Annotated in this window: 16 protein-coding genes and 1 pseudogene; 6 read left to right on the forward strand and 11 right to left on the reverse strand. The window is 56.6% G+C overall.

Annotated elements, in window-relative coordinates:
* The first annotated feature begins 83 nt into the window (after positions 1–83).
* Positions 84–2873 (forward strand): RHS repeat-associated core domain-containing protein, encoded by a 2790-nt coding sequence (locus tag ABVN21_RS19185; protein ID WP_339553373.1) that lies wholly within the window; start codon positions 84–86, stop codon positions 2871–2873.
* Between the two features lie 257 nt (positions 2874–3130).
* A pseudogene (locus ABVN21_RS19190) lies at positions 3131–3370 on the forward strand (YebG family protein); the annotation flags it as partial.
* Positions 3371–3559: 189 nt separating this feature from the next.
* Here ABVN21_RS19190 and ABVN21_RS19195 read toward each other — a convergent pair.
* Complete coding sequence (locus tag ABVN21_RS19195) at positions 3560–4579, reverse strand: Glu/Leu/Phe/Val dehydrogenase dimerization domain-containing protein (protein WP_339553372.1); 1020 nt, start codon at positions 4577–4579, stop codon at positions 3560–3562.
* A gap of 183 nt (positions 4580–4762) precedes the next feature.
* Here ABVN21_RS19195 and ABVN21_RS19200 point away from each other — a divergent pair, with 183 nt between their 5' ends.
* Positions 4763–5566 (forward strand): transglutaminase family protein, encoded by an 804-nt coding sequence (locus tag ABVN21_RS19200; RefSeq protein WP_339553371.1) that lies wholly within the window; start codon positions 4763–4765, stop codon positions 5564–5566.
* Positions 5567–5656: 90 nt separating this feature from the next.
* Here ABVN21_RS19200 and maiA read toward each other — a convergent pair whose 3' ends face one another.
* The 3 genes from maiA to hmgA are packed head-to-tail and all read right to left on the reverse strand — an operon-like array spanning position 5657 to position 8917.
* Entirely contained in the window at positions 5657–6292 is a 636-nt protein-coding gene (maiA, locus tag ABVN21_RS19205; RefSeq protein WP_339553370.1) for a maleylacetoacetate isomerase, read from the reverse strand.
* A 12-nt stretch (positions 6293–6304) separates the two neighbouring features.
* Positions 6305–7609 carry a fumarylacetoacetase gene (gene fahA / locus ABVN21_RS19210; protein ID WP_339553369.1) on the reverse strand — a complete coding sequence of 435 codons (1305 nt, stop codon included), beginning with the start codon at positions 7607–7609 and terminating at the stop codon, positions 6305–6307.
* Between the two features lie 3 nt (positions 7610–7612).
* Positions 7613–8917, reverse strand: a complete 1305-nt coding sequence (hmgA, locus tag ABVN21_RS19215) for a homogentisate 1,2-dioxygenase (protein ID WP_339553368.1) — start codon at positions 8915–8917, stop codon at positions 7613–7615.
* Between the two features lie 165 nt (positions 8918–9082).
* Between hmgA and ABVN21_RS19220 the strand changes: the two genes are divergently transcribed.
* A complete protein-coding gene (locus ABVN21_RS19220) occupies positions 9083–9904 on the forward strand; it encodes an IclR family transcriptional regulator (RefSeq protein WP_339553367.1) in 822 nt (273 codons plus the stop codon).
* Here the strand turns inward: ABVN21_RS19220 and ABVN21_RS19225 are convergent.
* The 4 genes from ABVN21_RS19225 to ABVN21_RS19240 all read right to left on the reverse strand — a co-directional run bounded on the left by ABVN21_RS19225 (position 9869) and on the right by ABVN21_RS19240 (position 16655).
* Positions 9869–10558, reverse strand: a complete 690-nt coding sequence (locus ABVN21_RS19225; RefSeq protein ID WP_339553366.1) for a hypothetical protein — start codon at positions 10556–10558, stop codon at positions 9869–9871. The genes ABVN21_RS19220 and ABVN21_RS19225 overlap by 36 nt on opposite strands.
* Positions 10559–10780: 222 nt before the next feature.
* A complete protein-coding gene (locus tag ABVN21_RS19230; protein ID WP_339553365.1) occupies positions 10781–13327 on the reverse strand; it encodes a LuxR C-terminal-related transcriptional regulator in 2547 nt (848 codons plus the stop codon).
* A 140-nt stretch (positions 13328–13467) separates the two neighbouring features.
* Complete coding sequence (locus tag ABVN21_RS19235) at positions 13468–14838, reverse strand: DUF1329 domain-containing protein (RefSeq protein WP_339553364.1); 1371 nt, start codon at positions 14836–14838, stop codon at positions 13468–13470.
* Positions 14839–14861: 23 nt separating this feature from the next.
* On the reverse strand, positions 14862–16655 hold the full coding sequence (locus ABVN21_RS19240; protein ID WP_339553363.1) for a DUF1302 domain-containing protein: 1794 nt from the start codon (positions 16653–16655) through the stop codon (positions 14862–14864).
* Between the two features lie 672 nt (positions 16656–17327).
* Here ABVN21_RS19240 and ABVN21_RS19245 point away from each other — a divergent pair.
* Both ABVN21_RS19245 and ABVN21_RS19250 read left to right on the forward strand, forming a co-directional pair.
* On the forward strand, positions 17328–19307 hold the full coding sequence (locus ABVN21_RS19245) for an S-type pyocin domain-containing protein (protein WP_339553362.1): 1980 nt from the start codon (positions 17328–17330) through the stop codon (positions 19305–19307).
* Complete coding sequence (locus tag ABVN21_RS19250) at positions 19304–19564, forward strand: immunity protein (RefSeq protein WP_339553361.1); 261 nt, start codon at positions 19304–19306, stop codon at positions 19562–19564. The genes ABVN21_RS19245 and ABVN21_RS19250 overlap by 4 nt, the downstream gene beginning before the upstream one ends.
* A gap of 50 nt (positions 19565–19614) precedes the next feature.
* Here the strand turns inward: ABVN21_RS19250 and ABVN21_RS19255 are convergent, their stop codons facing one another.
* From ABVN21_RS19255 to ABVN21_RS19265, 3 genes are all read right to left on the reverse strand, one after another.
* Complete coding sequence (locus ABVN21_RS19255) at positions 19615–20526, reverse strand: SDR family oxidoreductase (protein WP_339553360.1); 912 nt, start codon at positions 20524–20526, stop codon at positions 19615–19617.
* Positions 20527–20788: 262 nt separating this feature from the next.
* Positions 20789–21691: an alpha/beta hydrolase gene (locus ABVN21_RS19260; RefSeq protein ID WP_339553359.1), complete on the reverse strand. Its 903-nt coding sequence runs from the start codon at positions 21689–21691 to the stop codon at positions 20789–20791.
* Entirely contained in the window at positions 21691–22473 is a 783-nt protein-coding gene (locus ABVN21_RS19265; RefSeq protein WP_339553358.1) for a class II aldolase/adducin family protein, read from the reverse strand. The genes ABVN21_RS19260 and ABVN21_RS19265 overlap by 1 nt, the downstream gene beginning before the upstream one ends.
* Between the last annotated feature and the right edge of the window lie 13 nt (positions 22474–22486).

Genomic DNA, 22486 nt, shown 5'->3' on the forward strand with positions numbered 1-22486 from the left:
GGTCGGGACTGGTATTTCTTACAGTATCTTTGGCGAAAAGAACGAGGCACATTGGCGGAGCCGCAACTCCTCCGGACGACCTCATGCCTGCCACTGCACGTAGTCTCGATTATTCAACTCCGGCAATCATGGTGATCGAACCCAGAGGCCTGATCGTTCGAAAGATTATGTATTGCCGAAACGTGGCCGGGGGCGAAACCGAAACAAGAGTGACCCGCCAGGTCTATAACCATGCGGCTCAACAAGTAGCCAATTGGGACCCTCGCCTCTTGAAACTGGCAGAGTCCCAGCCGGACACCAAGGCTAATCTGACTTCGCGCTTCACCATGACTGGCGCTTCATTGTTCACCGACAGTGTCGATGCAGGGTGGCGGCTTGCGTTGATGAATGACGCAGGTGGGGCGTGTCGGAACTGGGACTCACGCGGTACTCAGAGGCACACCGAATATGACTTTCAGCTAAGGCCGGTGGCCGTGATTGAGCACGAGAAGGGGGGTGAGCCAAAAACCGTTGAGCGCTTTACCTTTGAAGCTAATCGTCAGCCATCGGCAGAGCACAACAGCTGCGGTCGCCTTATACGTCACGACGACACTGCGGGCACCCGGGAGATCCCGGGATATGACCTTCATGGACAGCCGCTGGGTGAAACGCGGCGTTTTTTGAACCAGCTACAGACCCCCTCCTGGCCGCAAGAATTGCCACTTCGTGAGCAACTACTCGGATCAGAACGCTTCACCTCCAGCGACCGGTTTTCGCCGACCGGCGAACAGCTGGAAACGATCGATGCGAGGGGTAACTGCCAACTTCATCAATACAACCTCTCTGGACAACCCAATCAAATCAAGCTGCGTTTGTTCAAGGGCCCAGAACATACCGTGCTCAGCGAAATTCGCTACAACGCTCTTGGGCAGATGGAAAGCGAAACGGCTGGAAATGGCGTAATCAGCCGCGCTGAATACCGGCCCGAAGATGGTCGATTATTACGGCTCGTTTCGCTCCACTCGGTTCACCCTGTGCTGCAGGATTTAAGTTATGACTACGACCCTGTGGGTAATATCGTTCGCATCGAAGAGTCGGCACTCACAACGCTTTATTTCAATAATCAACAGACTCGACCTGAATCGATCTACTGCTACGACACCCTTTACCAACTGATCAAATCCACCGGCCGCGAGAGCTGCTTGCCCACGCCTGGCGCCTGTCTTCCTGATTACCAGCCACTACCTCCCGATCCAACACAGATGGCTAATTATGTTCAAACCTTTGATTACGATAAGGGTGGCAACCTGCGAAAACTGGTGCACGTCGGTGCACGGCAATACTCCCGACACATGTCCACGGCGCCAGAGAGCAATCGCAGCTTGTCTGTGCCAGTAGATGGAAGCGAACCGGACTTCTCCGCGAGTTTCGATCTAAACGGCAATCTCAAACGCTTGCAGGCGGGACCGGAGATGGACTGGGATCTGCGCAATCAATTGCAAGAAGTCACTCTCGTCTGTCGACCGGACGGTGCCAATGATCGCGAACAATATGTGTATGACGGTGGTGGCCAGCGGGTTCGCAAAATAACCACTACTCAAGCCAAAAACGTGATCCATTTTGCCGAAGTGCTGTACCTGCGAGACCTGGAGATTCGTACCAACAGTGCCAGCAACGAAATTCTCCACGTTATTAATGTCCACACCGGACGCGGCAGTGTGCGAGTCCTGCATTGGGAATCCCCGCCTCCCCAGAATGTCGACAACGATCAACTACGCTATGGCCTCTCCGACCACTTGGGATCCGGTGCCCTGGAATTGGATGAGTCCGCGCAAGTACTGAGTCGGGAAGGTTACTACCCGTATGGCGGCACGGCATGGTTTGCGGCTCGCAGCGAGACTGAAGGCAAATACAAAACCATTCGTTATTCGGGCAAAGAGCGGGATGTCAGTGGGCTTTATTACTATGGGTTTCGGTATTACATCGCTTGGTGGTGTCGGTGGTTGAATCCGGATCCGATTGGCGTATTAGGCGGGATGAATTTGTATCAAATGGTGCGAAATAATCCTGTGGTGAACATCGATCCTGATGGACATATGGAGCGAGGAGTAGGTCAACCCGGTGCGCAACGTACTGCCCCGCCGCCCGTTCCGGCCAGGCCTCAATCAACGCTGACCAACTCAGCTCGACTTCTAGCTCAATCAACCGATTCAACACGCCAGATATTTAGCCTGGAGGACATACTCAAACTGCCTACCCTATCCAAAGATAAATTTGAAAAAACAATAGTACAGCTTTTAGAAACGTCCCAAGCCGCTGACTTTCAATCCATAAATGACTTCATTGAGGCCGGTCAAGGACACCCAAATAGAGACCTAAGAAAACTGGCAAACTCAAAAAGCTTACGGCTAAAAGACAGCACCACAGAGCTAATTAATGAGCTGCACAAACTTGGCGCAATGGAAGAAAAACTCATTGCATATCGATCAATTAAAACTACGGAAATGGGTATTGCAGAGCTGCAAAAAAAAGGAAATCTGGTCACAGACCTAGGAATACAAAGCGCCTCGGTAACCCGTAAAAATGCTGAAGACTGGGGCAGTGGCTGGGCAAAAGATGCTTCGAAGGTCCCTAGAGATGTCATGATTATTTTTGGAGCTGATGTCCCAAAGACTAATCTTGCAACCGGATTTTTGATTGACCATGTCGCAATATTACCAGCAGAGAAACTTGAAGTAGCCGACTCTGAACTCAAAGACGGAAAACTTTACGTCCTATTGACAAAGCCCACATCCGCTAATGACATCAATACCGTATTTACAATTTTCGATGGAACTATCATTAATAATCTTTCAGAAATTCAGAGTTTTCTTAGATCAGTTGGCTCTGCATAATCGAGGTAATTATCTCGAATATGTGGTGAATTCATGAGAATCCGCCTAAAAACAGCTTTCTAATCTTTCACAGCGTCCAGAGACAAAAGGTGAATCTCCCCTGACGCCTAGACAAGCCGAAAGCCTCCCGACCCACACAATCTCCAGCTAAAGTAAAAACCCACTACCCAAACCCCAAGGTTTCGCTTATCCTTTAGCTGTATATAGATACAGTAGTCGATACCGACAACAAAATGTGAAGGCATGTGAGGTGGTGAATGGCCGTCGAAGTGGTATACCGCAGCAGCCGAGATCTGGAGCGCTTGTTCATGGATAAAGCCGAAGCTGACCGTCATGACAAAATGCTCGAGCTGGCCGAGTTGCTGGCTGAAGTGTTGCAAAAAGCCGTTCCGTCCCTGACCGAGCAGCAAGTGGAAGAAGCCGGGATCTACATGGCGAAGAATCGCGATGTGTTTGCCAAGGCATTCAAGAGCCAGCCGGACGCCTTGTCCGAACTGCTCACAGCGCCAGCTGAAGTTGCAGAGCCAGTAAAGGTGGCTGCACCCGTTGAGGAAGCAGAAGCTGAGCCTGTTGCCCCGGCCAAGCCAGCCAAGGCCGCCAAAGCAGCAAAGTAAGCAACGCCCGAATTGAATAGGCCCTGAGTCCGGTGGACTCAGGGCCTTTTTCATTTTGATCTTTTGATCTGGCTATCGGTACAACACTTTCTCCGCCAATTCATCCGCCACCCGCGCCGGCGAACGTTTTTCCGCTTGCGCGTGGGCGAACACCTCGGTGAGTCGCGAACTGATTTTCGACAGGTGTGCGGTGATGGTTCCCAACTCTTCGCCCCGGTGTTTGAGCGAAACATAAATCAGCCCGCCGGCATTGATCACGTAGTCCGGCGCATACAGGATGCCGCGCCGCTCCAACTGATCAGCGACGTCCAGATGAGTCAATTGGTTGTTCGCCGAACCTGCCACTGCCGAGCAGCGCAGTTGCGTGACGCTGTGGCTGTTCAGCACCCCGCCCAAACCACATGGCGCGAGAATATCGCAAGGCGTGCTGAGCAATGCGTCGTTGGCAATCGGGTGCGCGCCGAGTTGCTCCATCGCCAATTGCACCTTGCCGTGATCGATATCGCTGACCAGCAGTTCAGCCCCGGCGGCGTGCAACTGTTCCGCCAGGGCATAGCCGACGTTGCCCAAGCCCTGAATGGCCACGCGCAGGCCTTCGAGGTTATCGCTGCCCAGCCGCGCCATCGCCGTGGCGCGAATACCGGTGAACACCCCCATCGCCGCGTGCGGAGCAGGGTCGCCCGCCGAGGTGGTGCTGGTGACATGTTGGGTCTGCTGAGCGATGCAATCCATGTCCGCCACCGAAGTGCCGCTGTCGATGGCCGTGATGTAGCGCCCATCGAGCTGATTGATACAGCGCCCGAAAGCCTCAAAGAGCGCAGCGCGGTTGGACACATGAATCGGACGGATAATCACCGCCACCCCGCCGCCCTGGGCCAGACCGGCCAGGGCCGCCTTGTAACTCATGCCTTGGGCAAGACGCACTGCGTCCTCGACCGCGGATTCGTCGCTGGGATAGGCAAGGTAACGACAACCACCCAGGGCAGGCCCCAAACGGCTGTTATGAATGGCAATGACCGCCTTCAACCCGGTGGTCGGGTCGACGCTCAGATGCAGCGATTCAAGGCGAGTGCTTTGCATGAGAGCGAACATCGTAAGGCTCCCGAATCACTTCTTGTAGTCGCCAGTATAGGCTTGCGCTCAAAAATTGCAGAAGCGCACCGGAATAAAAGTAGCGGCTAATCAGGCTTTCGGAAATAACCCGGTTACTCGCCTTTATGGCACTGGACGAATGTCGGAGACGGGGCTAAAACGAGGCATTGCCCGGAGATTCAGATGACACCGCGCCAATCGTTTTTCAACTGTCTACAACGTTCACCGCCCGCACTGTTCGAGGCGGCGCTATGGATTGCGGTCGAGCACGACAAAGAGGTGAACCCGGAAGCCGTATTGCAAGATTTCAAGGATCTGCAACAGCGGGTCAGTTACGGTTTGCCGATGCTGCCGGTAAGCGAATTGGCGCAACCGCTGTTAAGGCGCATGAATGATCTGGGTTTCGCCCAGGACGACTTCACGCCCTTGCGCCCGCAAGCGGCATTGGTCGATAAAGTCCTGGAACGCCGACGCGGTCAGCCGCTGGCATTGGGATTGATTGCGCTGCAGTTGGCCAGAGGCCTGGAAATCCCTATGGTTGGCGTCAATTTCCCAGGCCATTTTCTCTTACGGGTGCCGGGCGCCGATCACTTGCTCGACCCGTGCGGCGGCCGGCGGCTGTATCCCAACGATTGCCGTGAGCTCCTGCATCGCCAGTACGGCCCGAACATGAAGCTCAGCGCCGAACACCTGGTCACCGCCGAGCCGGTGCAAATGCTCCAACGGCTGTCGCGTAACCTGCGCCAGTTGCATCTTTCCCACGATGACTACATCGGTGCGCTGATCGACGCCGAGCGCGTGCTGGAACTGGGCAACGCCAATGCCGCCGATTACCTGGCCCGGGCCAGCCTTTATCAACGACTGGAATGCCCCAATGCCGAGCGTTTCGACCTGGAACATGCCCTGCTGCTGAGCGACGATCCGATCCAGCGGATTCGACTGACGGAACGGCTAGGCCACCTGCCACCGAACTCCATCGTCCATTAAAAGAAAAGCAAAAGATCGCAGCCTTCAGCAGCGCCTACGGAGATCAATGTAGGCGCTGCTGAAGGCTGCGATCTTTTGATCTTGCTCTTATCAAGGCGTATCTGGCTGATTCGCTGGATGCGCCTTGATGAACGCCGGGTGACTAGCCGCCAATGCCGCTACTCGCCGGATTCGCGGATAAGCCTCGAGGGAAATGTTGAAGCGCTCGGCGGCGTACAACTGCGGGATCAGGTAGACGTCCGCCAAACCTGGCTCAGGTCCGAAGCAATAACCGTCATCGCCAATCAGTCGTTCTACGGTCCCCAGGCCCTGGCTGATCCAGTGCCCGATCCACTCCACTACCTGCGGCTCATCGTGACCCAGTTGCCGCAGCTTGTTGAGCACGCTGACGTTGTGCAGCGGATGCACATCGCAGCCAATCACCGCCGCCACACCACGCTCATGAGCGCGGGCAGCGAGATCTTTGGACAGCAGCGGCACCTGTGGATAACGTTCTTCCAGGTACTCAATGATCGCCGGTGACTGGATCACTAACTCACCTTCATCGGTGCGCAAGGCCGGTACTCGACCTTGCGGGTTGACCGCCAGGTAGGGCGGCTGCCGATGTTCACCACCTGGCGGCGCGATCAGATTGATCGGCAGCGCCTGGTAATCCAGCCCCTTCAATGCCAACGCGATGCGCACCCGATAGGAAGAGGTCGAGCGGTAGTAGGTATAGAGCTCCATGACCCGATCCTCTTAACGCGCCGCCAGCACTTTGCCACGGCATTCGCCGAAACCGATGGAGGCAAAACCTTCGCGGCTGCAACGGCCACGCAGGATGATTTCGTCGCCGTCTTCAAGGAACTTGCGTACCTCGCCAGACGCCAGTTCAATCGGTTTTTTACCGCCCTCGGTGATCTCCAGCAGGCTGCCGAACTGACCGTTTTCCGGGCCGGACAATGTGCCCGAACCGAACAAGTCACCGGCCTGCAATTGGCAGCCGTTGACGCTGTGGTGCGCAACCATTTGCGCCACGGTCCAGTACATGTGTTTCGAGTTACTCAAGGTCAGGCGATGGGCCGGCAGATTCTGTTCGCGCATGGCTTCGGTGAGCAGCAGCACCTCCAGCTCGATATCGAAAGCGCCAGCGGCTTGATCGCGCTTATCAAACAGATACGGCAGCGGCTGTGGATCGCCTTCCGGGCGTGCAGGCTGGGCGCGGCGGAACGGCTCCAGCGCTTCAGCCGTTACCACCCAGGGTGAAATGCTGGTGATGAAACTCTTCGACAGGAAGGGCCCCAGCGGTTGGTATTCCCAAGCCTGGATATCGCGCGCCGACCAGTCATTGAGCAGGCAGAAACCGGCGATGTGATCGGCGGCATCACCAATGGCGATGGAGTCGCCCATGTCGTTGCCCTGGCCGATCCAGATCCCCAGCTCCAGTTCGTAGTCCAGGCGTGCACATGGCCCAAACGTCGGCTCGGTCTGGCCGGCCGGCAGGGTCTGGCCTTTCGGACGGCGTACGTCAGTGCCGGACGGGCGAATGGTCGAAGCGCGACCGTGGTAGCCGATCGGCACGTACTTGTAGTTCGGCAGCAACGGATTGTCCGGGCGGAACAGTTTGCCGACGTTCTGCGCGTGCTCGATGCCGACGTAGAAATCGGTGTAGTCGTTGATTTTCGCCGGCAGGTGCATTTCGCAATCCGCCGCCAGCGGCAGCAGCTTTGCGCCTTGGGCTTCGATCTTGCCGTGCAGTGTGCTGCCATCCTTGAGCAATTCGATCAACCGCTCACGCAGGGCTACGCGTGCTTCGCGCCCCAGCTCGAAGAACGCATTCAACTGGCCGCCACGAGTGGCTTCGACAGCGGCTTTTGCAGCGCCATCGAACAAGCCGGCATCCAGTGCCGCTTCAAGATCAAGGATATGGTCGCCGATGGCCACGCCACTGCGTGGCGCCGAACCTTTCACGCTGAATACGCCCAACGGCAGGTTTTGCAGCGGGAAATCCGCATGGTCGTTGGCGGAAGCAACCCAGCTGCGAGGGATGGAAGTCTGCGTCATGGGTTATCTCCGGGTCGGGTCGAAAGTGGCGGGCAACGTGGCCCAGCAAGCATCGTAGTTGGTTTGCAGTTGCGGGCAATCGAGGGCGTAGCGGCTCGGACGCAGCACTTGGCTGGTCTCGAACATGAAGGCCATGGTGTTGTCGATTTTCGCTGGTTTGAGGTCGGCGTTAATCGCCTTGGTGCACGTCTCGCCGTCCGGGCCGTGGGCACTCATGCAGCTGTGCAGTGACGCGCCGCCGGGCACAAAACCTTCGGCCTTGGCATCGTATTCGCCTTGGATCAGACCCATGAATTCGTTCATCAGGTTGCGATGGAACCACGGTGGACGGAAGGTATTCTCGGCCACCATCCAGCGCGGCGGGAAAATCACGAAGTCGAGATTGGCCAGGCCGTGGACACTGGTCGGCGAGGTCAGAACGGTAAAGATCGACGGGTCCGGGTGATCGAAACTGACGGTGCCAATGGTGTTGAAACGGCGCAGGTCATATTTGTACGGCACGTTGTTGCCGTGCCAGGCGACCACGTTCAACGGCGAGTGATTGAGCTCGCAACCCCACAACTGGCCGAGGAATTTCTGCACCAGGGTTGTCGGCTGCTGAAGGTTTTCATAAGAAGCCACCGGGGTCAGGAAGTCCCGTGGATTAGCCAGGCCGTTGCTGCCGATCGGCCCCAGGTCCGGCAGACGCAATGGCGCACCGTGGTTCTCGGCGATATAGCCGCGGGCTTGCGGGTCGAGCAGTTCGACGCGGAATTTCAGCCCGCGAGGCAGCACGACAATCTCCAGTGGAGCTACGTCCAGCACACCCAATTCGGTAGCGATGCGCAGACGGCCCTGTTGCGGCACCAGCAGCATTTCGCCGTCAGCGTTGAAGAACACGCGCTCCATGGAACGATTGGCGCGATATTGGTAGATGCTGATCCCCGCAGGCTTATCCGCGCCGGAGTTGGCCGCCATGCTCACCAGGCCGTCAATGAAATCAGTCGGCTCGGCGGGAATTTCCAACGCGTTCCAGCGCAAGCGATTGGGGGTTACTTCCCCCAATGGTCCGCCGGCCAGTTGCCGCTCGAGTTTGACGAATGCCGGGTGGTTGGCCGACGGCTGAATGCGATACATCCACGTCCGCCGCGCTTCGCTGCGGGCCATGGTGAACGCCGTGCCGGAAAACAGTTCGGTGTAGAGGCCGTAAGGTGCTTTTTGCGGGGAGTTCTGGCCGACGGGCAATGCGCCGGGCAGCGCTTCACTGCTGAATTCATTGCCGAAGCCTGACTGATAGGCCAGTGCTGGCGTCGTTGAATCGGAGTTCATGGAGCCTCCTGAACAGGGAGTCGACAGTGGCCGATGGCTCAATTGCAGAGGTCGTGGCACGTCGCGGTTATTTTTATCGTAATTCGATTACGCATAACGTAATTTGATTGGTATTGACCGTCAAGCTATAAAGACGCCCATTCGTCCCGGGATCACACTGCCTCCATGGAAAAGCCTGATAGCAACGGTAAACAGAAAGTCCGCTCGGCCGAGGTAGGCACTGACATCCTCAAGGCCCTGGCCGAGTTGTCACCCTCGACTTCGCTTTCGCGCCTGGCTGAACACGTGCAGATGCCGGCGAGCAAAGTTCACCGCTATTTGCAGGCGCTGATCGCCAGTGGCTTTGCCGAACAGAACGCCGCGACCAACCATTACGGCCTGGGCCGTGAAGCCTTGCGCGTGGGGCTGGCGGCACTCAACAGTATGGACGTGCTGAAAGTATCCGCCCTGCCCCTGGCCGAGCTGCGCGACGACTTGAACGAAACCTGTTTTTTGGCGGTGTGGGGCAACCAGGGTGCAACCGTGGTGCGTATCGAACCGGCGGTGCGAGCGGTGACGGTAGTCACGCAATTGGGTTCCGTGCTGCCGTTGCTCAGCTCTTCGACCGGACTGGTCTTTGGCGCGTATCTACCCAAACGCGAAACCGTGGATTTGCGCGAACAGGAATTGCACGCTCATACAGCGCACGCGCTGGCAGACGATCAGGCCTATGCCGCCATCTGCGAACAAATCCGCGCGCGCGGCCTGCATCATGTGCATGGCTTGCTGATGCCTGGCGTGGATGCGTTATCGGCCCCCGTGTTTAACGCAATGGGCAATGTCGTGGCCGTGCTGACGGTGGTTGGCCCGACATCGTTGTTTCATGCCGATGAAAACGGCCCCGCGGCGCAGCGATTACTCGCGGCAACGCGGGCCGTCAGTTGGCGGATGGGTTACCAAAGCCGCCCAGGATCAGATCAGGAAATCGGGAACAATTTCGATCACTAAATGGGTGATATCCCGTGGCGTGAGCTGCGGATGCAGATGATCTTCCTCAGCGCTGTGAGCGACCGTATAAACACCCGAATGGTCGCCATGGTAATAAGGAATTTCATCGTGGCGCAGAGATTCAAATAAATCGTCAGCCAAACGTCGAGACTTGAATACTTTTCGCTCACCATTTTCAATAATGAAACTGGTGATATACACCTCATCAAAGTTGATATCAGTCACACTTCGCTCCAGCGCCCCCCTTACATCTTCAAGACCTAAAGACCGAACCGAGCGTTTGGCGAGGTTAATGGATGGCTCCGTCGTCAACGCCCTCACTATCTCAATAACAATTTTTTCAAAACCCAACAACTCCAGCCCGATTACTTTTTCTTTTGAATCAAAGGAAAACCGGCGAATGAAGATATCGCTTAGATTTTGCACATAATTTGGATACTGCTCTCTTTTCACCCACTCCATTGTCTCTTCAAATAACGTCCGCGAAGATTCAACTCCCCCGCCTAGAATATCCACCAACGTATTAATATACGCATTGAAAGGGCTGACTCCAAACCCCTGCAGGCGTTCAGTCAACAGCACCTCTACCGCAAAATCCGCACGAATGTTTTTCAGCAATTTAACATTGCTGCTTGCAAAAAAACTGTCACTCATAAAAATCCCTTTCTCAGTATAAAACTCGAGCATCCCGCCCGAACCATTGATTAACTAACAAATCCTAAATCACTTAACACCACTCATTGAGATGATGCACCCACAGAGAAACCACTTACTTCATTGTGCAGCACTGCAAGCCAAACTAAACTTACAGCGAACAATTAAAAAAAACACAACCAAGTTGTGTGCATTCGTAAAGCAACCCTATAACTTTACAACTTAATTGACCACGCCCATTGCTTTAGCTTTGGCCACGGCTTGCGTACGACGCTCAACACCCAACTTGCTATGAATACGCCGGGCGTGGGTTTTAACCGTATGTAATGAAATAAACAGCTGCTCGGCAATTTGTTGATTCGAGTTGCCTTGTGCGATCAGGCTGAGTACCTCCAATTCTCGTGCACTCAATGGGTTAACCTCCAGGGTCGACGGCGTCAGGTGCTCGTCTTCGCCCAAACGGCTGAGCAATGTCGGCTGGCGCAGGCGCAGTTCGCGCAAGGCCTGTTGCAAATGGCAACGCCTCACCAATGCCAACCCCGCCTGCAAGGCCGACTTCGCCAATGCCGGCTCGCCGGTCAGGTCTGCCACTTCGCAAATCACCAGCTGAAGCTCCGCTTCCAACGCCAGCATCGCGTGCTGTTGCGCGTGATCGAGCAAGGCCTTGAGCCGTTCCAGCGGTTGTTTCGCCAGATGCAGATGAGTCTCGGCGAGCACCAACTGGTATTCGATACGCGCGATCAGCTCCAGCGTTGCCGGGGGTGCTTGACGAGCACTCGGCCCGCGGTAATGACGCAGTACGCGAGTCAACGCTTCGCAGGCCAGTTGCGGCCGACCTTGTTGCAACCAGAAGTGACTGCTGACTTGCAGCAGCACACCGCGATAAACCGTGTCGGGAATTTGCCGCTGCTGCATCAACCGCTCGGCGTCGCGCAGTCGGTCAAACGCGATCGCGTAATCGTGCTGATTGGCCGCCAGCTGCGCCTGTCCGAGAAAACCATACAGCGCACGTTTGTCCTGACTGTGCAGGCAATCGCGCAAGCCGCTCTGAAAGAATTCACCGGCCACTTCATCCTGTCCCTGCCAGAGCGCCAGGCGCCCGCGCCGCAAGGCAATTCGCCCCAGCAGCGGCGTCGGGCGATCCGCCTGTCGATTCAACAACTCATGGATATCGGCCAGCAGGCTTTCGGCGCGCCGCGGAGCACCGCGTTGCTCCAGCAACTGCGCATGGTCAAGTTCGAGCAGTCCTTCAAACAACAGCGAACCTTGCGCACGTGCCAGGCACAGCGCCTCTCGGTTGAAGGCCTGCGCGGCGTCGAGGTCGGCGCTGAGCAGGGCTTGTTGCGTCAGGCCGGACAGGCACAACAATCGCGCCGCCCACGCATCGGCCCCCAGTTCGGCCAGCGCCTCGACAAAGTGCGCCCGTGCCGCTTCCATGCGCCCCTGCAGGTGCAGCAGCCAACCTTGCTGCGCCTGCCAGCGAGCCAACAGTTGCCGCTGCAGGATTGCCGTCGGCTGCGGGGTAAACCGGACCATTTGCTCAATGCACAAAGCGGCCTGATCGAAACGCCCTGCAAACAGCAGAGCTGCGGTGATCAACCCTACCAATTGCGGCGTTCCGAGGGTCAATTCTTCACCCTGGCGCTCATGCAGATTCAATAACAAGCGCACATTCTCTCTGAGGAACAAGTGCTCAAAGCTGAAGTGCTGTAAAAGACTGACCGCGACCTCGAACTCTTCGGCCAACAATGCCTGCTCGAATGCACCCTGCCAGTCCTCTTCGGCGGTGAACCATTGGCACGCACGCCGATGCCAGGAACGACCTGCCGAACCTTGTTCGTCACGCATGGCCCGGCCCAGTGGCACGAAGATGCGCAACCATTCGGCGGAGTCTTCCCAGGGCTCGATGAAACAGCCCATATCCTGCAAGGCGTGCAAGTACTGCGCACCTTCACCGGCGCCGAAAAGATGCTCGCACAGGCTGGCATTGAATCGCGGTAGATGGGCCAGAACCTGCCAGGCTTCAACCAGTTCCGGCGTCAATGTGTTGAACAGTTCATGCTGCAAATAATCGAGCAGCGTTGCCGAGCGCCCCTGCTGGTTCTCCCCGGCCGCCCACTGGCATCCGTCGAGCAAGGCAATGCGCACGCCGGCGCACCAGCCACCGCTGCGCTGAATGATCCGCCGGGCCGTACTCGCGGCCTGCGACGGCTCGACATGGAGGAGCAACTGTTCGATGTCGTGCTCATTAAACGCCAGCGCACGCCCTTCGCATTCGTACAACTCATCGTCGAGCAATAAACGGGGCCAGTTGCATTGCGGACGTCGACGCGTACTTAGCCACCAATTCAACAACGGGTTTCTGATAGCCAGTAATCGGTCCAGCAAACGATCGAGTTCGGGATTGGGCACGCGGCAGTAATCATCGAGGAACAGCCAGGTCGGCGTCTGCAACCGTGCCAGTGATTCCAGTAGCGTTTGTTCATCCGACGATGACAACCCCAGCGTTTGCGCCAATCGCCGCTGAAGTTCGGCCACACTCAACGATTCACCCACCAAGGGTAGCCAGTACGCCCGACCCTGCGTCGGCGCACGCAACAGGCACTCGGTGAGCAGCGCACTTTTGCCGCTGCCGGCCGGTGCACAAAGCAGCTTCACCCGCGCTGGCGAAACCAGCAACGGCTCGATCAAGCGCTCGCGGGACAGGTGATGCGGCGACAAGCGAGGCAGGAGTCCAGGACGGTCCAGACTCGGCGTCATGGCAGTCATAGTGATGCGCCTTTTTATAGTTGTGGCGCCACCCTATTCCTCTCTTGAGCGCTTATTGAAGAAGTATTCAGCAGGCTGATTTGTAGCCATAAAAAAGGTGACCATAAAGTCACCTTTTTGTGTAGGAGCCTGTAGGACGATTACCTAACGCCCGTACTCCGCAGGGCTGCAGGCGTGTAGTCCCCGGCTTTTGCCGCGATGTTGAATTCGAAGCTGCGCTTCTCTTCGTTCTTCATCCCCAGAGCAATATAACGACCGGCAATCAGGTCATACAGTGCCTCGACGGTATAGGCCGGGACCTGGTGATCGTAGTAGAACTGCGCGTGCCCTTCAGCCACACGCCAGAGTTGGCCGCGACCGTCATAGTGATCGGCCAGTGCCACCTGCCAGGTGTCTTCGTCGATGTACATGTGGCGCTTGGCGTACACGTGCCGCTCGTTGGGCTTGACCGTGGCGACCACCTCCCAGACCCGGTGCAACTCATAGCGGGTCAGGTCCTGATTGATGTGCCCGGCCTTGATCACATCGGTGTACTTGAGGTCAGGCGAATCGAGTTTGTAGCTGTTGTACGGGATGTACATTTCCTTCTTGCCGATCAACTTCCAGTCGTAGCGATCCGGCGCACCGGAAAACATGTCGAAGTTATCGGTGGTACGCAGCCCGTCAGACGAGGTGCCGACGCCGTCATAGGCCACTTGCGGTGCACGCCGCACACGGCGCTGGCCGGCGTTGTAGATCCAGGCCTTGCGCGGTTCCTGGACCTGATCCAGGGTTTCGTGCACCAGCAACACGTTACCCGCCAGCCGCGCCGGCGCCGTCACTTCCTGTTTGAAATAGCTGAGCACGTTGTCATCGCTCCCCGGTTTCAAATCCCCCAGCAGCGACGGCACGGCCACTTCGTCCTTGAAGCGGATGACGGTGAAATCGCCATTGGATTGAGGGGTTGCCTGGGTGATGGTGCGCCGCAGATTGCCGCCGTGGTAACGAGTGATGTGGTTCCAGATCACCTCGACTCCATTCTTCGGAATCGGGAACGCGTAGTAGCGGTTCCCGGTGAAGTTGGCCAGACCGTTACCGTCGTTGATGGGTGTCACGTTCAGCGCACTGCGCTTGGCCGACTCATAGATTTCCGCCGGCAGGGCCGCGGTGCGGTGGGTTGGATAGACCGGGATCTTGTAGGTCTCCGGGTAGCGCTTGAACATCGCCAGCTGTCCGTCGGAGAGCTTGTCCTTGTACTTGTCGACCGTCGCCGCCGTGATGATGAACAGCGGCTTTTCATTGGCGAACGGATCGGCCAGAAAGCCCTTGCTGTCCACCGCACCGGCGTTTTTTGGAATGCCGCCGGTCCACGGCGGAATAGAGCCATCGGCGTTGCCGGCCTTCTCACCGCCCAACGGCGTGAGGCTAGTGCCGAGCTTATTCGCCTCTTCCGCCGAAACCGCTGCCATCACGTTCACAGCGAGCAGACTCAGGGCCAGGGCGGTGCCAAATTGCAGAATCATCTTGCGCATTGAATTCATCCTTTTCAGCCAGATCAGAAGTTCACGCCAAAGCTCAGCGCCACGAAGTCGCGGTCTTCGAGCACGTTGTAGTCACCGCCGAAGAAATCGGTGTAACTGAGACTGGCGGTGTAAGTGTTGCGATAGTCCGCATCGACGCCGACGCTGACGGCCTTCGCGCCTTCGTTAAACAGCCCGTTAGGGCCGTAACCGGAGACGTCGTGGGACCACGACAGATTGGGCCGGAAGTTGATCCCGGCAATGACGTTGTTGTAATCGAGGATCGCGCGCGCGCGATAACCCCATGAAGTCGAGGTCACGAAACCGTCGGTATCGCCACCGAAACCATACTGGCCATACACCGAGTCGCGGCCGTAACGCAGCTTGCTGCGAGACTCCAGGCCACCGACGCGAACCACCGCCGCTTCGCCCACCAGTGTCAGGCGATCGGCGCCCGCAACCTGATCGATGAAGTGCGTCAGGGTGCTCTGGATCTGCGTCACTTCCTTGCGCCGATAGCCTTTGTTGTCTGCGCCGGGCGACGTCGCAATAGGCGATGCCGCGCCACCGGCTATCGGGTTGAGCATCGCCAGCGTCAGGTCGTTGGTGTTGACCTGCACCGGTGCGTTGGGGCGGTAGCTGATCTCGCCGGTCCACGCGGTGCCGGTGGGCAGCGTGGTGGAGAAACTGGCGCCGTAGAGGCGAATGTCTTCCGGGTATTCGAGGTAATACTGACCACGCCCGAGCATCACACTTTGCGCCAGACCGGAACCACTACCCGGTGCAATGCGGTTGGCCGTGGCGACGATTCCCGGAATGCTCGCCAGCGTACTGAGCCCGGCAGTAGTCGTGCCGACCGTCGGTGTGCGGCTGTGGTAATTCATGAAATACAAGCCGTACTCGGTATCGTCACCCAGCCAACGCAGCGCCGTCCCCCACTGGCCCGAATCGCGGGCATCGCGGTCGCTGCCACGGGGAACGACCACGCCTTCACTAGTGACCTCAAAACCCTGGCCGAACGCAGCGGCAATCGGTTGCAACGGTGCAATGGCTGGACTGGCGACGGTGTAACCCTTGTTGCAACCGTCCGCCACCACGTCGACACCGAAGAAGGTACCGCAGTTGTCGACGACGGTCTGATCCCACTCCAACTGATAGAAGCCTTCCACGGTCAACTTGTCGGTCAACCCTTGGGAGGCGAACAACATGTTCACCGGAATCAGGCCTTCCTTGATCTCGGCACCGGGACGGCGGAACGCGGAAACGTCGACCGGGTTGATGCTGTTGATCGAGTTACCGATAAAGGTACTTTCACCCCAGCTCACGACCTGTTTACCGACGCGAGCGGTGCCTGGCAGATCGGCGATGGAGTAATTGTGATAGAGGAACGCATCGAGGATTTGCCCACCGGACGATTTAGAGCCCTCTTTGCGATTGTGATCGCTGATCGGCTTGAACGGCCGGTCTTCGTCCTTCAATTCGAAGTCGTACCAATATTTGCCACGGACAAACACACCGGTGTCGCCGTACTTCAGTTCGAGATCGTGAATGCCTTTGAAGATCTTGGAGAAGGTTTCGCCTTTCTTGAAATTCAGGCGCCCGTCATCACCGGTCGACGCCTGCCCGCTACCGCCGTTGACGGTGCCTACCAGTGCGTCATCGGCATCGCGCATGCCCCAACTTGCGCCCACTGAAAGCGATGAATCGAACGTCCCCTCGATCTCGCCAATGTTGAATGAAACAGCCTGCGCCTGGGCACAGCAACCCAAGGCAACCGCAGCGGCCAGCGCCTGCGGTGTGAAGATGGCGCGCATTGTTGTTTTTGTCATGCGTCTTCCCCGGTGAGTGACAGAAGGCCTCACCCTACTGCCGCCTACCGGGGGTGATAAGCGCACCAAGGAGGTATTCGTGGTGTACCTCTTTAGAATTACTGGGCGTATGGAACGAGGGTTTGCGCGAGGCATGCATGGGCTGGATTGGGCGCCATCAGCGATGCGCATGTTGCGCGTGTTTGAATTCGGGAACTGTTGCGCAGGCTGTAACACTGCATGTCGCGAATGAATGTTTTTCCTTGGCCAGCAACCACTTATCCTTACCTGGCTTTCACAGAAAACAGCTTGAAAGCACGAAGCAACGGCCCGTGATTCTCCGAGCCGCTCGCGACAGATTTCAGATGAGATTGAAGGCTTCGACTCATCGCCCCGTGTACACCGACGTTGATTTGTAGCTCCTGGATCCAACGTCTACTTGGCCGCTGCGTTTGCAGCGGCCTTTTTTATGGGCGGATTTTTCCTTTTTTTAGAGTCGTCGTTTATTGCAGGTTTTTCTCAATAGCGGGAAAATTCCTACAGTTAATAATCAACAACCTTTCTACATACGAAAACACAACCAGCTTACATATCGACCGGAAAACACTTACACCTTTCTCGGACACAACTGAGAACTTCTTAACGTAATCTTATTTCGGCACAACCGATTAACTACGTTCATGGAAGATCACAATGTCAGAAAAACAAGGTCCCCCGCACCACTTACCGGCGACGGATATTCGCGGAGAAAAAGGATACATTGAATTAGATACGACCTATATTGGAAAACAACCGACTCCGGGAAAGAATCCAAAAGGTGGTGGATTTAGCGTACCGCCGACGCGAGCAGGCGGAATGGGTTCGGGCATTACAAACAACGAAGGGCTCAGACGCCAAACCAGAGACAACATCAAGGCGGCCGAGGCACTTATAAAAAATGAGTACGCTGCAAAATCTCAAGAGCTTCCAAACTTAACCGAGGTCGATATCGCTAATATGCGGGCGCAATTTTCTGTGCCAGCTTCTACACCGTCACAGGCTTATCAACACGAACTAAATATTAGAAACCTGGTAATTCAGCATAAAACCGCTGAACTGCACGCCCAAACACTTCTCGCCAATACTTTCTATGGGCATAGTCCACTCAATGCAACGATTGGTGATTACCTGGCCAGAGCTCAAGCTCTCGATAAAACTGTCACCCCACGAGGGCCTGCTTATTCAACATGGGTTACCTCCTATAAAGCTGCCTACTCTGCACAACTACTGACCGCGCAAATTCAGCTTCTAAATAATCAACAAGTACACGTACAACAGCTTTTCTCCGCTGCGCAAGCACAAGAACAAAGGGCTGCCGCTGAACACGCACGAATGGCAGCGGAGCAGGCTCGTCTTGAAGCCGAGGCCGAAGTACAGCGTCAAGCCGAGCAATTGCGCCTCGAAAATCAACGACAAGCGGAGGAAGGCGAAGCTCTTCGCAAAGCGATGGAGGCCGCTCAAGGCGCTCGCCCGTTTTCCGTATCGGGAGCGGCGGCGGCAAGCGGTCCGGTGTTCACCGTTGCAGCGGGAACTCTGGCATTCGATGCAGCTACCTCCCTCGCGATCAAGACTGCGTTGCGTTCGGCAACCGCCACTGCAATCACAGCTTTGGCAGCAGCCGTCGGTACAGCATCAGGAGCCGTAATAGTTGTTGGAGTCGCAACGCTGGTTTACTACGCGCTCCAGCGAAACAAAGAACCGTACACGCTCAGCGTACCGCTCTCGGGTTTCACAACATACGACGCAGATGAACTGCATGCCATCGCTGAGGCCAATGGGGAAATCGAACTCCCGGTAGTGCTGGGTTCAAAAACTACGGAAAGCACTACAGAGTTCGTTGTTGCCACTGCAAATAACGCTGCGGTGCCTGGAAAAGTTCCAGTGCGTATTGCCACCTACGATCCTCTTCTAAATCACTACAGCGCCCATCATCCCGGCACGCCGGGAATAGGCATGACGTGGACGCCCATTGTAAGGCTTGGAAATTCATCAACGGCCCTACCGGTACACGAGCAAAATGTCGTCAGCTACGACGGCGCGATCCTCACAGCCCTCGAAGGACGGATAGATACATCCCCAGCACTGGATGTGTACAGCTTTGGTGGATTCATTTATGTGTTCCCTATTGAGTCGGGTATTCCGCCTCAATATGTGGTGTTAAGCACTCCTTATGATGGGGCCACTACAATAGGGAAATTCAGTGGGCGCAAATTCAATCCAGAACGATCAGGTGGGCCGATACTTGAGCTGGACTGGCGCACAGCAACAGTCACTCGGGAAGGAGTCGACCTAGTAAGGCTGCATACTGCTCGACTCGATCAGTCTGACGCCAACGACATTATGATCAAGCGCCTTGAAAATATACTGAAAGGTGAATTGGCCCTAACTGATACGGATCGACGTTATTACACTCATGAAATCCGGGAACTGGAAAGATTCAGACTCATGGGACTGAGTGATGTTTTTATGCCAGAAGAAGGTTCGCAGGAATGGAACAACGCTCATACCGCCACACTGGAAGACTTCAAGCTTGGGGCCAGTGAGTCTTTGCTGTACTCCGCAGACGCACTCGAAGCTGGAAATAAACAAATTGAAAGAATCTACGAAAATCTTCTTAAAGGAGGCTTCCAGTGAACACTATTGAGCAAATCGTAAAAAACGAACCCGTTGCGGATATCGTGACAGCGTTCGGCGTAGGTCTCGGATACCCATCACTGGACAGAATGTTCAGTCAGTACCGCTTTGAAGTCATTGCAAATGGAGAGCTTCTGCGAGTCTATGCCCAACTTTTCCAAGAAGGAGTACTTGCGCACGGTGAAGGCCCAGTAGCAGTGAAAGGCCCTAACTGGAAAGCACCTCGGTTCGTCGCAGAAAAACGCTACGTCGAGTAAAAAATAACACCCCAAGCCCTACCCACCGGCTTGGGGTGTCGAAGACTTTCTTACAACGAATACTTCTGCAAATTCCCCATCATTTCCTTCAGCGCTTCAATATTGTCCTTCGGATGCGCCGCTCCTTCGAAATCACAAATTTGCTGCCAGTGCGCCGCCACGTCTTCCGGGGAGAAACCGATCCGTGGGTCGAACCCGGCGCCGAGGCTGCGTTCCCAGCGCACTTTGCCCATCCAGCCGCCGCCGACTTCGAACAGCCCGGAGGTTTCCTGACAGTTTTCGCTGGCCAGGTACACCACCAGCGGACTGACCAGTTCCGGTTTGAGTTGTTCGAACACTTGTGGCGGGATCAGGCCTTCGGTCATGCGGGTGCCGCCGGTGGGGGCGATGGCGTTGACCAGGATGTTGTTCTTGCGGCCTTCGATGGCCAGGGTGCGGGTCAGGCCGTAGAGGCCGAGTTTGGCCATGCCGTAGTTGGACTGGCCGAAGTTGCCGTAGATGCCTGAAGTGGACGCGGTGAAGATCACCCGGCCGTAGTTTTGCTCGCGCATGTGCGGCCAGGCGGCGCGGGTGACTTTGTAGGCGCCTTCGACGTGGACGCGGTAAACCAGGTCCCAGTCGCCGTCCTCCATTTTGTGGAAGGTTTTGTCGCGCAGGATACCGGCGTTGTTGACCACCACATCGACACGGCCAAAGACGTCGAGGGCGTGTTGAACGAGTTTGTCACCGTCGGTGACCGAGTCGTGGTTGGCCACGGCAGTGCCGCCGGCTTCACGAATTTCCGCGACCACGCGGTCTGCTGCCGAGGCGTTGGCACCTTCGCCCTGGGCCGAGCCGCCGAGGTCGTTGACCAATACTTTGGCGCCCTGCTTGGCGAACAACAGTGCATGCGCCCGTCCCAGACCGCCACCTGCACCGGTGATGATCACGACTTTATCTTCGAAGCGCACAGACTCATTCATGGGGAACTCCAGCAGGCCAGGGACATTGCCTTGGAGTTTCAGGCACGGGGCCGCGGGTCACAATGAACAGAGGGGTGGCTGAATGGTGCGCGATAAGGCTGGGGGATGATGAGTGCCCTGAACACAGCGACGACGTTGTGGCGAGGGAGCTTGCTCCCGCTCGGCTGCGCAGCAGTCGCCCATCCCGGATAAAACAACGTCCGCTCCGCGGCCCAGCGGGAGCCAGCTCCCTCGCCACGGGTGTTTCAGCGCTCAGCAGAAATCAGGAACAAGCCACCTTGAGCGAAGGTGAAATCTGCTGCTCGCGAAATTCCAGGTAATGCTTGAGCACCTGACACGGCGCCTCGATCTGCGGGTAATGACCGATACCGTTCAGCAGCACGGTATCCGGGTTGGGAATCAGCTCTCGATAGCGCAAAACCATGTGCGCACCGGAGATCGGATCGACCTCGCCATCGATCACCCGCAAAGGCACTTCACCACGCTGCATCGCGTTGACCCAACGCTCGCGCTGTACGCGGCGTTCGGGAATGTAAGTGATCAACTTGTGCATGATACGTGGCCCGTGATTGCTTTCGATCAGGCTCCAGAAATCATCCATTTCGCTTTCGGTGGGAAGGGTTCTCGGGCCGAAGATCTGATTGAAACTCTTCACCAGGCCATCACGACTGAAAGCGCGGCCAATCATCCAGCCCAATGGGCTGAGCAGGAGCTTTTGGATCAGCACTGGATGGTGGGTTTCAGGGAACAACCCACCATTGAGGAATACACAACTGGCGACCTGAACACTGGATTCGTAATGCCGGGCCAGCAGTTCCTGGGCCACGCTGTCGCCGTAGTCGTGGGCCAGCAGGTGTACCGGCTGTGTGACATTCAAGTGATCCAGCAACGCCTGCTGCAGATCGGCTTGTTCCAGCAAGCTGTATTCGTGGTTCACCGGTTTGGCCGAGTCGCCGAATCCCAGCATGTCGCAGGCAATTACCCGATAGCGCTGGGCCAGCGGCTGCCACAGGTAATGCCAGTCCCAACTGGCGCTCGGAAAGCCATGAATGAGCAGTAGCGGCTCACCCTGCCCCGCCGTCCAGAAACGGATGGCCTGACCACGAAAGTCGAACGTCTGGCTGCGTTTGCGCCAGATGCACAGAGGGATCTCGGCGAGTGCCATCAGAGTTTATAACCCGGGTCTTGTTTATCGAGTTTGCGCAGCAGCGCCGGCCAGGCCAGCGCTCCGCCCATGCCTTGAGCACTTTTGGTAACACCGGCGATCATCGCCTTGGCACCCGCCAGAATCTGCGGTTCGATGGCGATCAACTCGGCACCACCGGTCTGCGCCATGACCTGAATGTCGCAGGCGCGCTGGAAGGTGAACATCATCAGGAACGTGTCGGCGATGGTGCTGCCGCAAGTCAGCAAGCCATGGTTGTGCAGCATCAGAAAATTGTTTTCACCGAGGTCGGCTTGCAGACGCGCCTTTTCTTCGTGGTTCAACGCGACGCCTTCATAGGCGTGATACGCCAGGCTGGGCAGGACAAACAACGACTGCTGGCTGATCGGCAAAATGCCTTGTTTCTGCGCCGACACCGCCACCCCGGACGCCGTGTGGGTGTGCAACACGCAGACGACGTCGTGTCGAACCTCATGCACCGCGCTGTGGATGGTGTACCCCGCCGGGTTGATCTCATAAGGGCTGTCCATCAGCTTGTTACCGGCCTGATCGACTTTGACCAGGCTCGATGCAGTGATTTCGTGAAACATCAGCCCGAACGGGTTGATCAGGAAGTCTTCGGTGCCCGGTACCTTGGCTGAAATGTGGGTAAAAATCAGATCGTCCCAGCCATGCTGGGCGACCAGGCGGTAACAGGCGGCGAGGTCGACACGGGTCTGCCACTCGGCAGCGCTGACCAGGTCTTTGACACTCTGTGGAGATTGAATGGGGGCTACGCTCACGACCAGGAACCTC

It is taken from the genome of Pseudomonas sp. MYb327, from assembly GCF_040438925.1.
In the GTDB taxonomy this organism is placed as follows: Bacteria; Pseudomonadota; Gammaproteobacteria; order Pseudomonadales; family Pseudomonadaceae; genus Aquipseudomonas.

What these genes read in the sequence shown, in the direction of transcription:
- ABVN21_RS19230 (WP_339553365.1), bottom strand. Translation starts at nt 13,327, where the DNA reads ATGACTGCCATGACGCCGAGTCTGGACCGTCCTGGACTCCTGCCTCGC.
- ABVN21_RS19260 (WP_339553359.1), bottom strand. Translation starts at nt 21,691, where the DNA reads ATGGCACTCGCCGAGATCCCTCTGTGCATCTGGCGCAAACGCAGCCAG.
- ABVN21_RS19195 (WP_339553372.1), bottom strand. Translation starts at nt 4,579, where the DNA reads ATGTTCGCTCTCATGCAAAGCACTCGCCTTGAATCGCTGCATCTGAGC.
- ABVN21_RS19240 (WP_339553363.1), bottom strand. Translation starts at nt 16,655, where the DNA reads ATGACAAAAACAACAATGCGCGCCATCTTCACACCGCAGGCGCTGGCC.
- ABVN21_RS19200 (WP_339553371.1), top strand. Translation starts at nt 4,763, where the DNA reads ATGACACCGCGCCAATCGTTTTTCAACTGTCTACAACGTTCACCGCCC.
- ABVN21_RS19255 (WP_339553360.1), bottom strand. Translation starts at nt 20,526, where the DNA reads ATGAATGAGTCTGTGCGCTTCGAAGATAAAGTCGTGATCATCACCGGT.
- maiA (WP_339553370.1), bottom strand. Translation starts at nt 6,292, where the DNA reads ATGGAGCTCTATACCTACTACCGCTCGACCTCTTCCTATCGGGTGCGC.
- fahA (WP_339553369.1), bottom strand. Translation starts at nt 7,609, where the DNA reads ATGACGCAGACTTCCATCCCTCGCAGCTGGGTTGCTTCCGCCAACGAC.
- ABVN21_RS19220 (WP_339553367.1), top strand. Translation starts at nt 9,083, where the DNA reads ATGGAAAAGCCTGATAGCAACGGTAAACAGAAAGTCCGCTCGGCCGAG.
- hmgA (WP_339553368.1), bottom strand. Translation starts at nt 8,917, where the DNA reads ATGAACTCCGATTCAACGACGCCAGCACTGGCCTATCAGTCAGGCTTC.
- ABVN21_RS19245 (WP_339553362.1), top strand. Translation starts at nt 17,328, where the DNA reads ATGTCAGAAAAACAAGGTCCCCCGCACCACTTACCGGCGACGGATATT.
- ABVN21_RS19235 (WP_339553364.1), bottom strand. Translation starts at nt 14,838, where the DNA reads ATGCGCAAGATGATTCTGCAATTTGGCACCGCCCTGGCCCTGAGTCTG.
- ABVN21_RS19225 (WP_339553366.1), bottom strand. Translation starts at nt 10,558, where the DNA reads ATGAGTGACAGTTTTTTTGCAAGCAGCAATGTTAAATTGCTGAAAAAC.
- ABVN21_RS19185 (WP_339553373.1), top strand. Translation starts at nt 84, where the DNA reads ATGCCTGCCACTGCACGTAGTCTCGATTATTCAACTCCGGCAATCATG.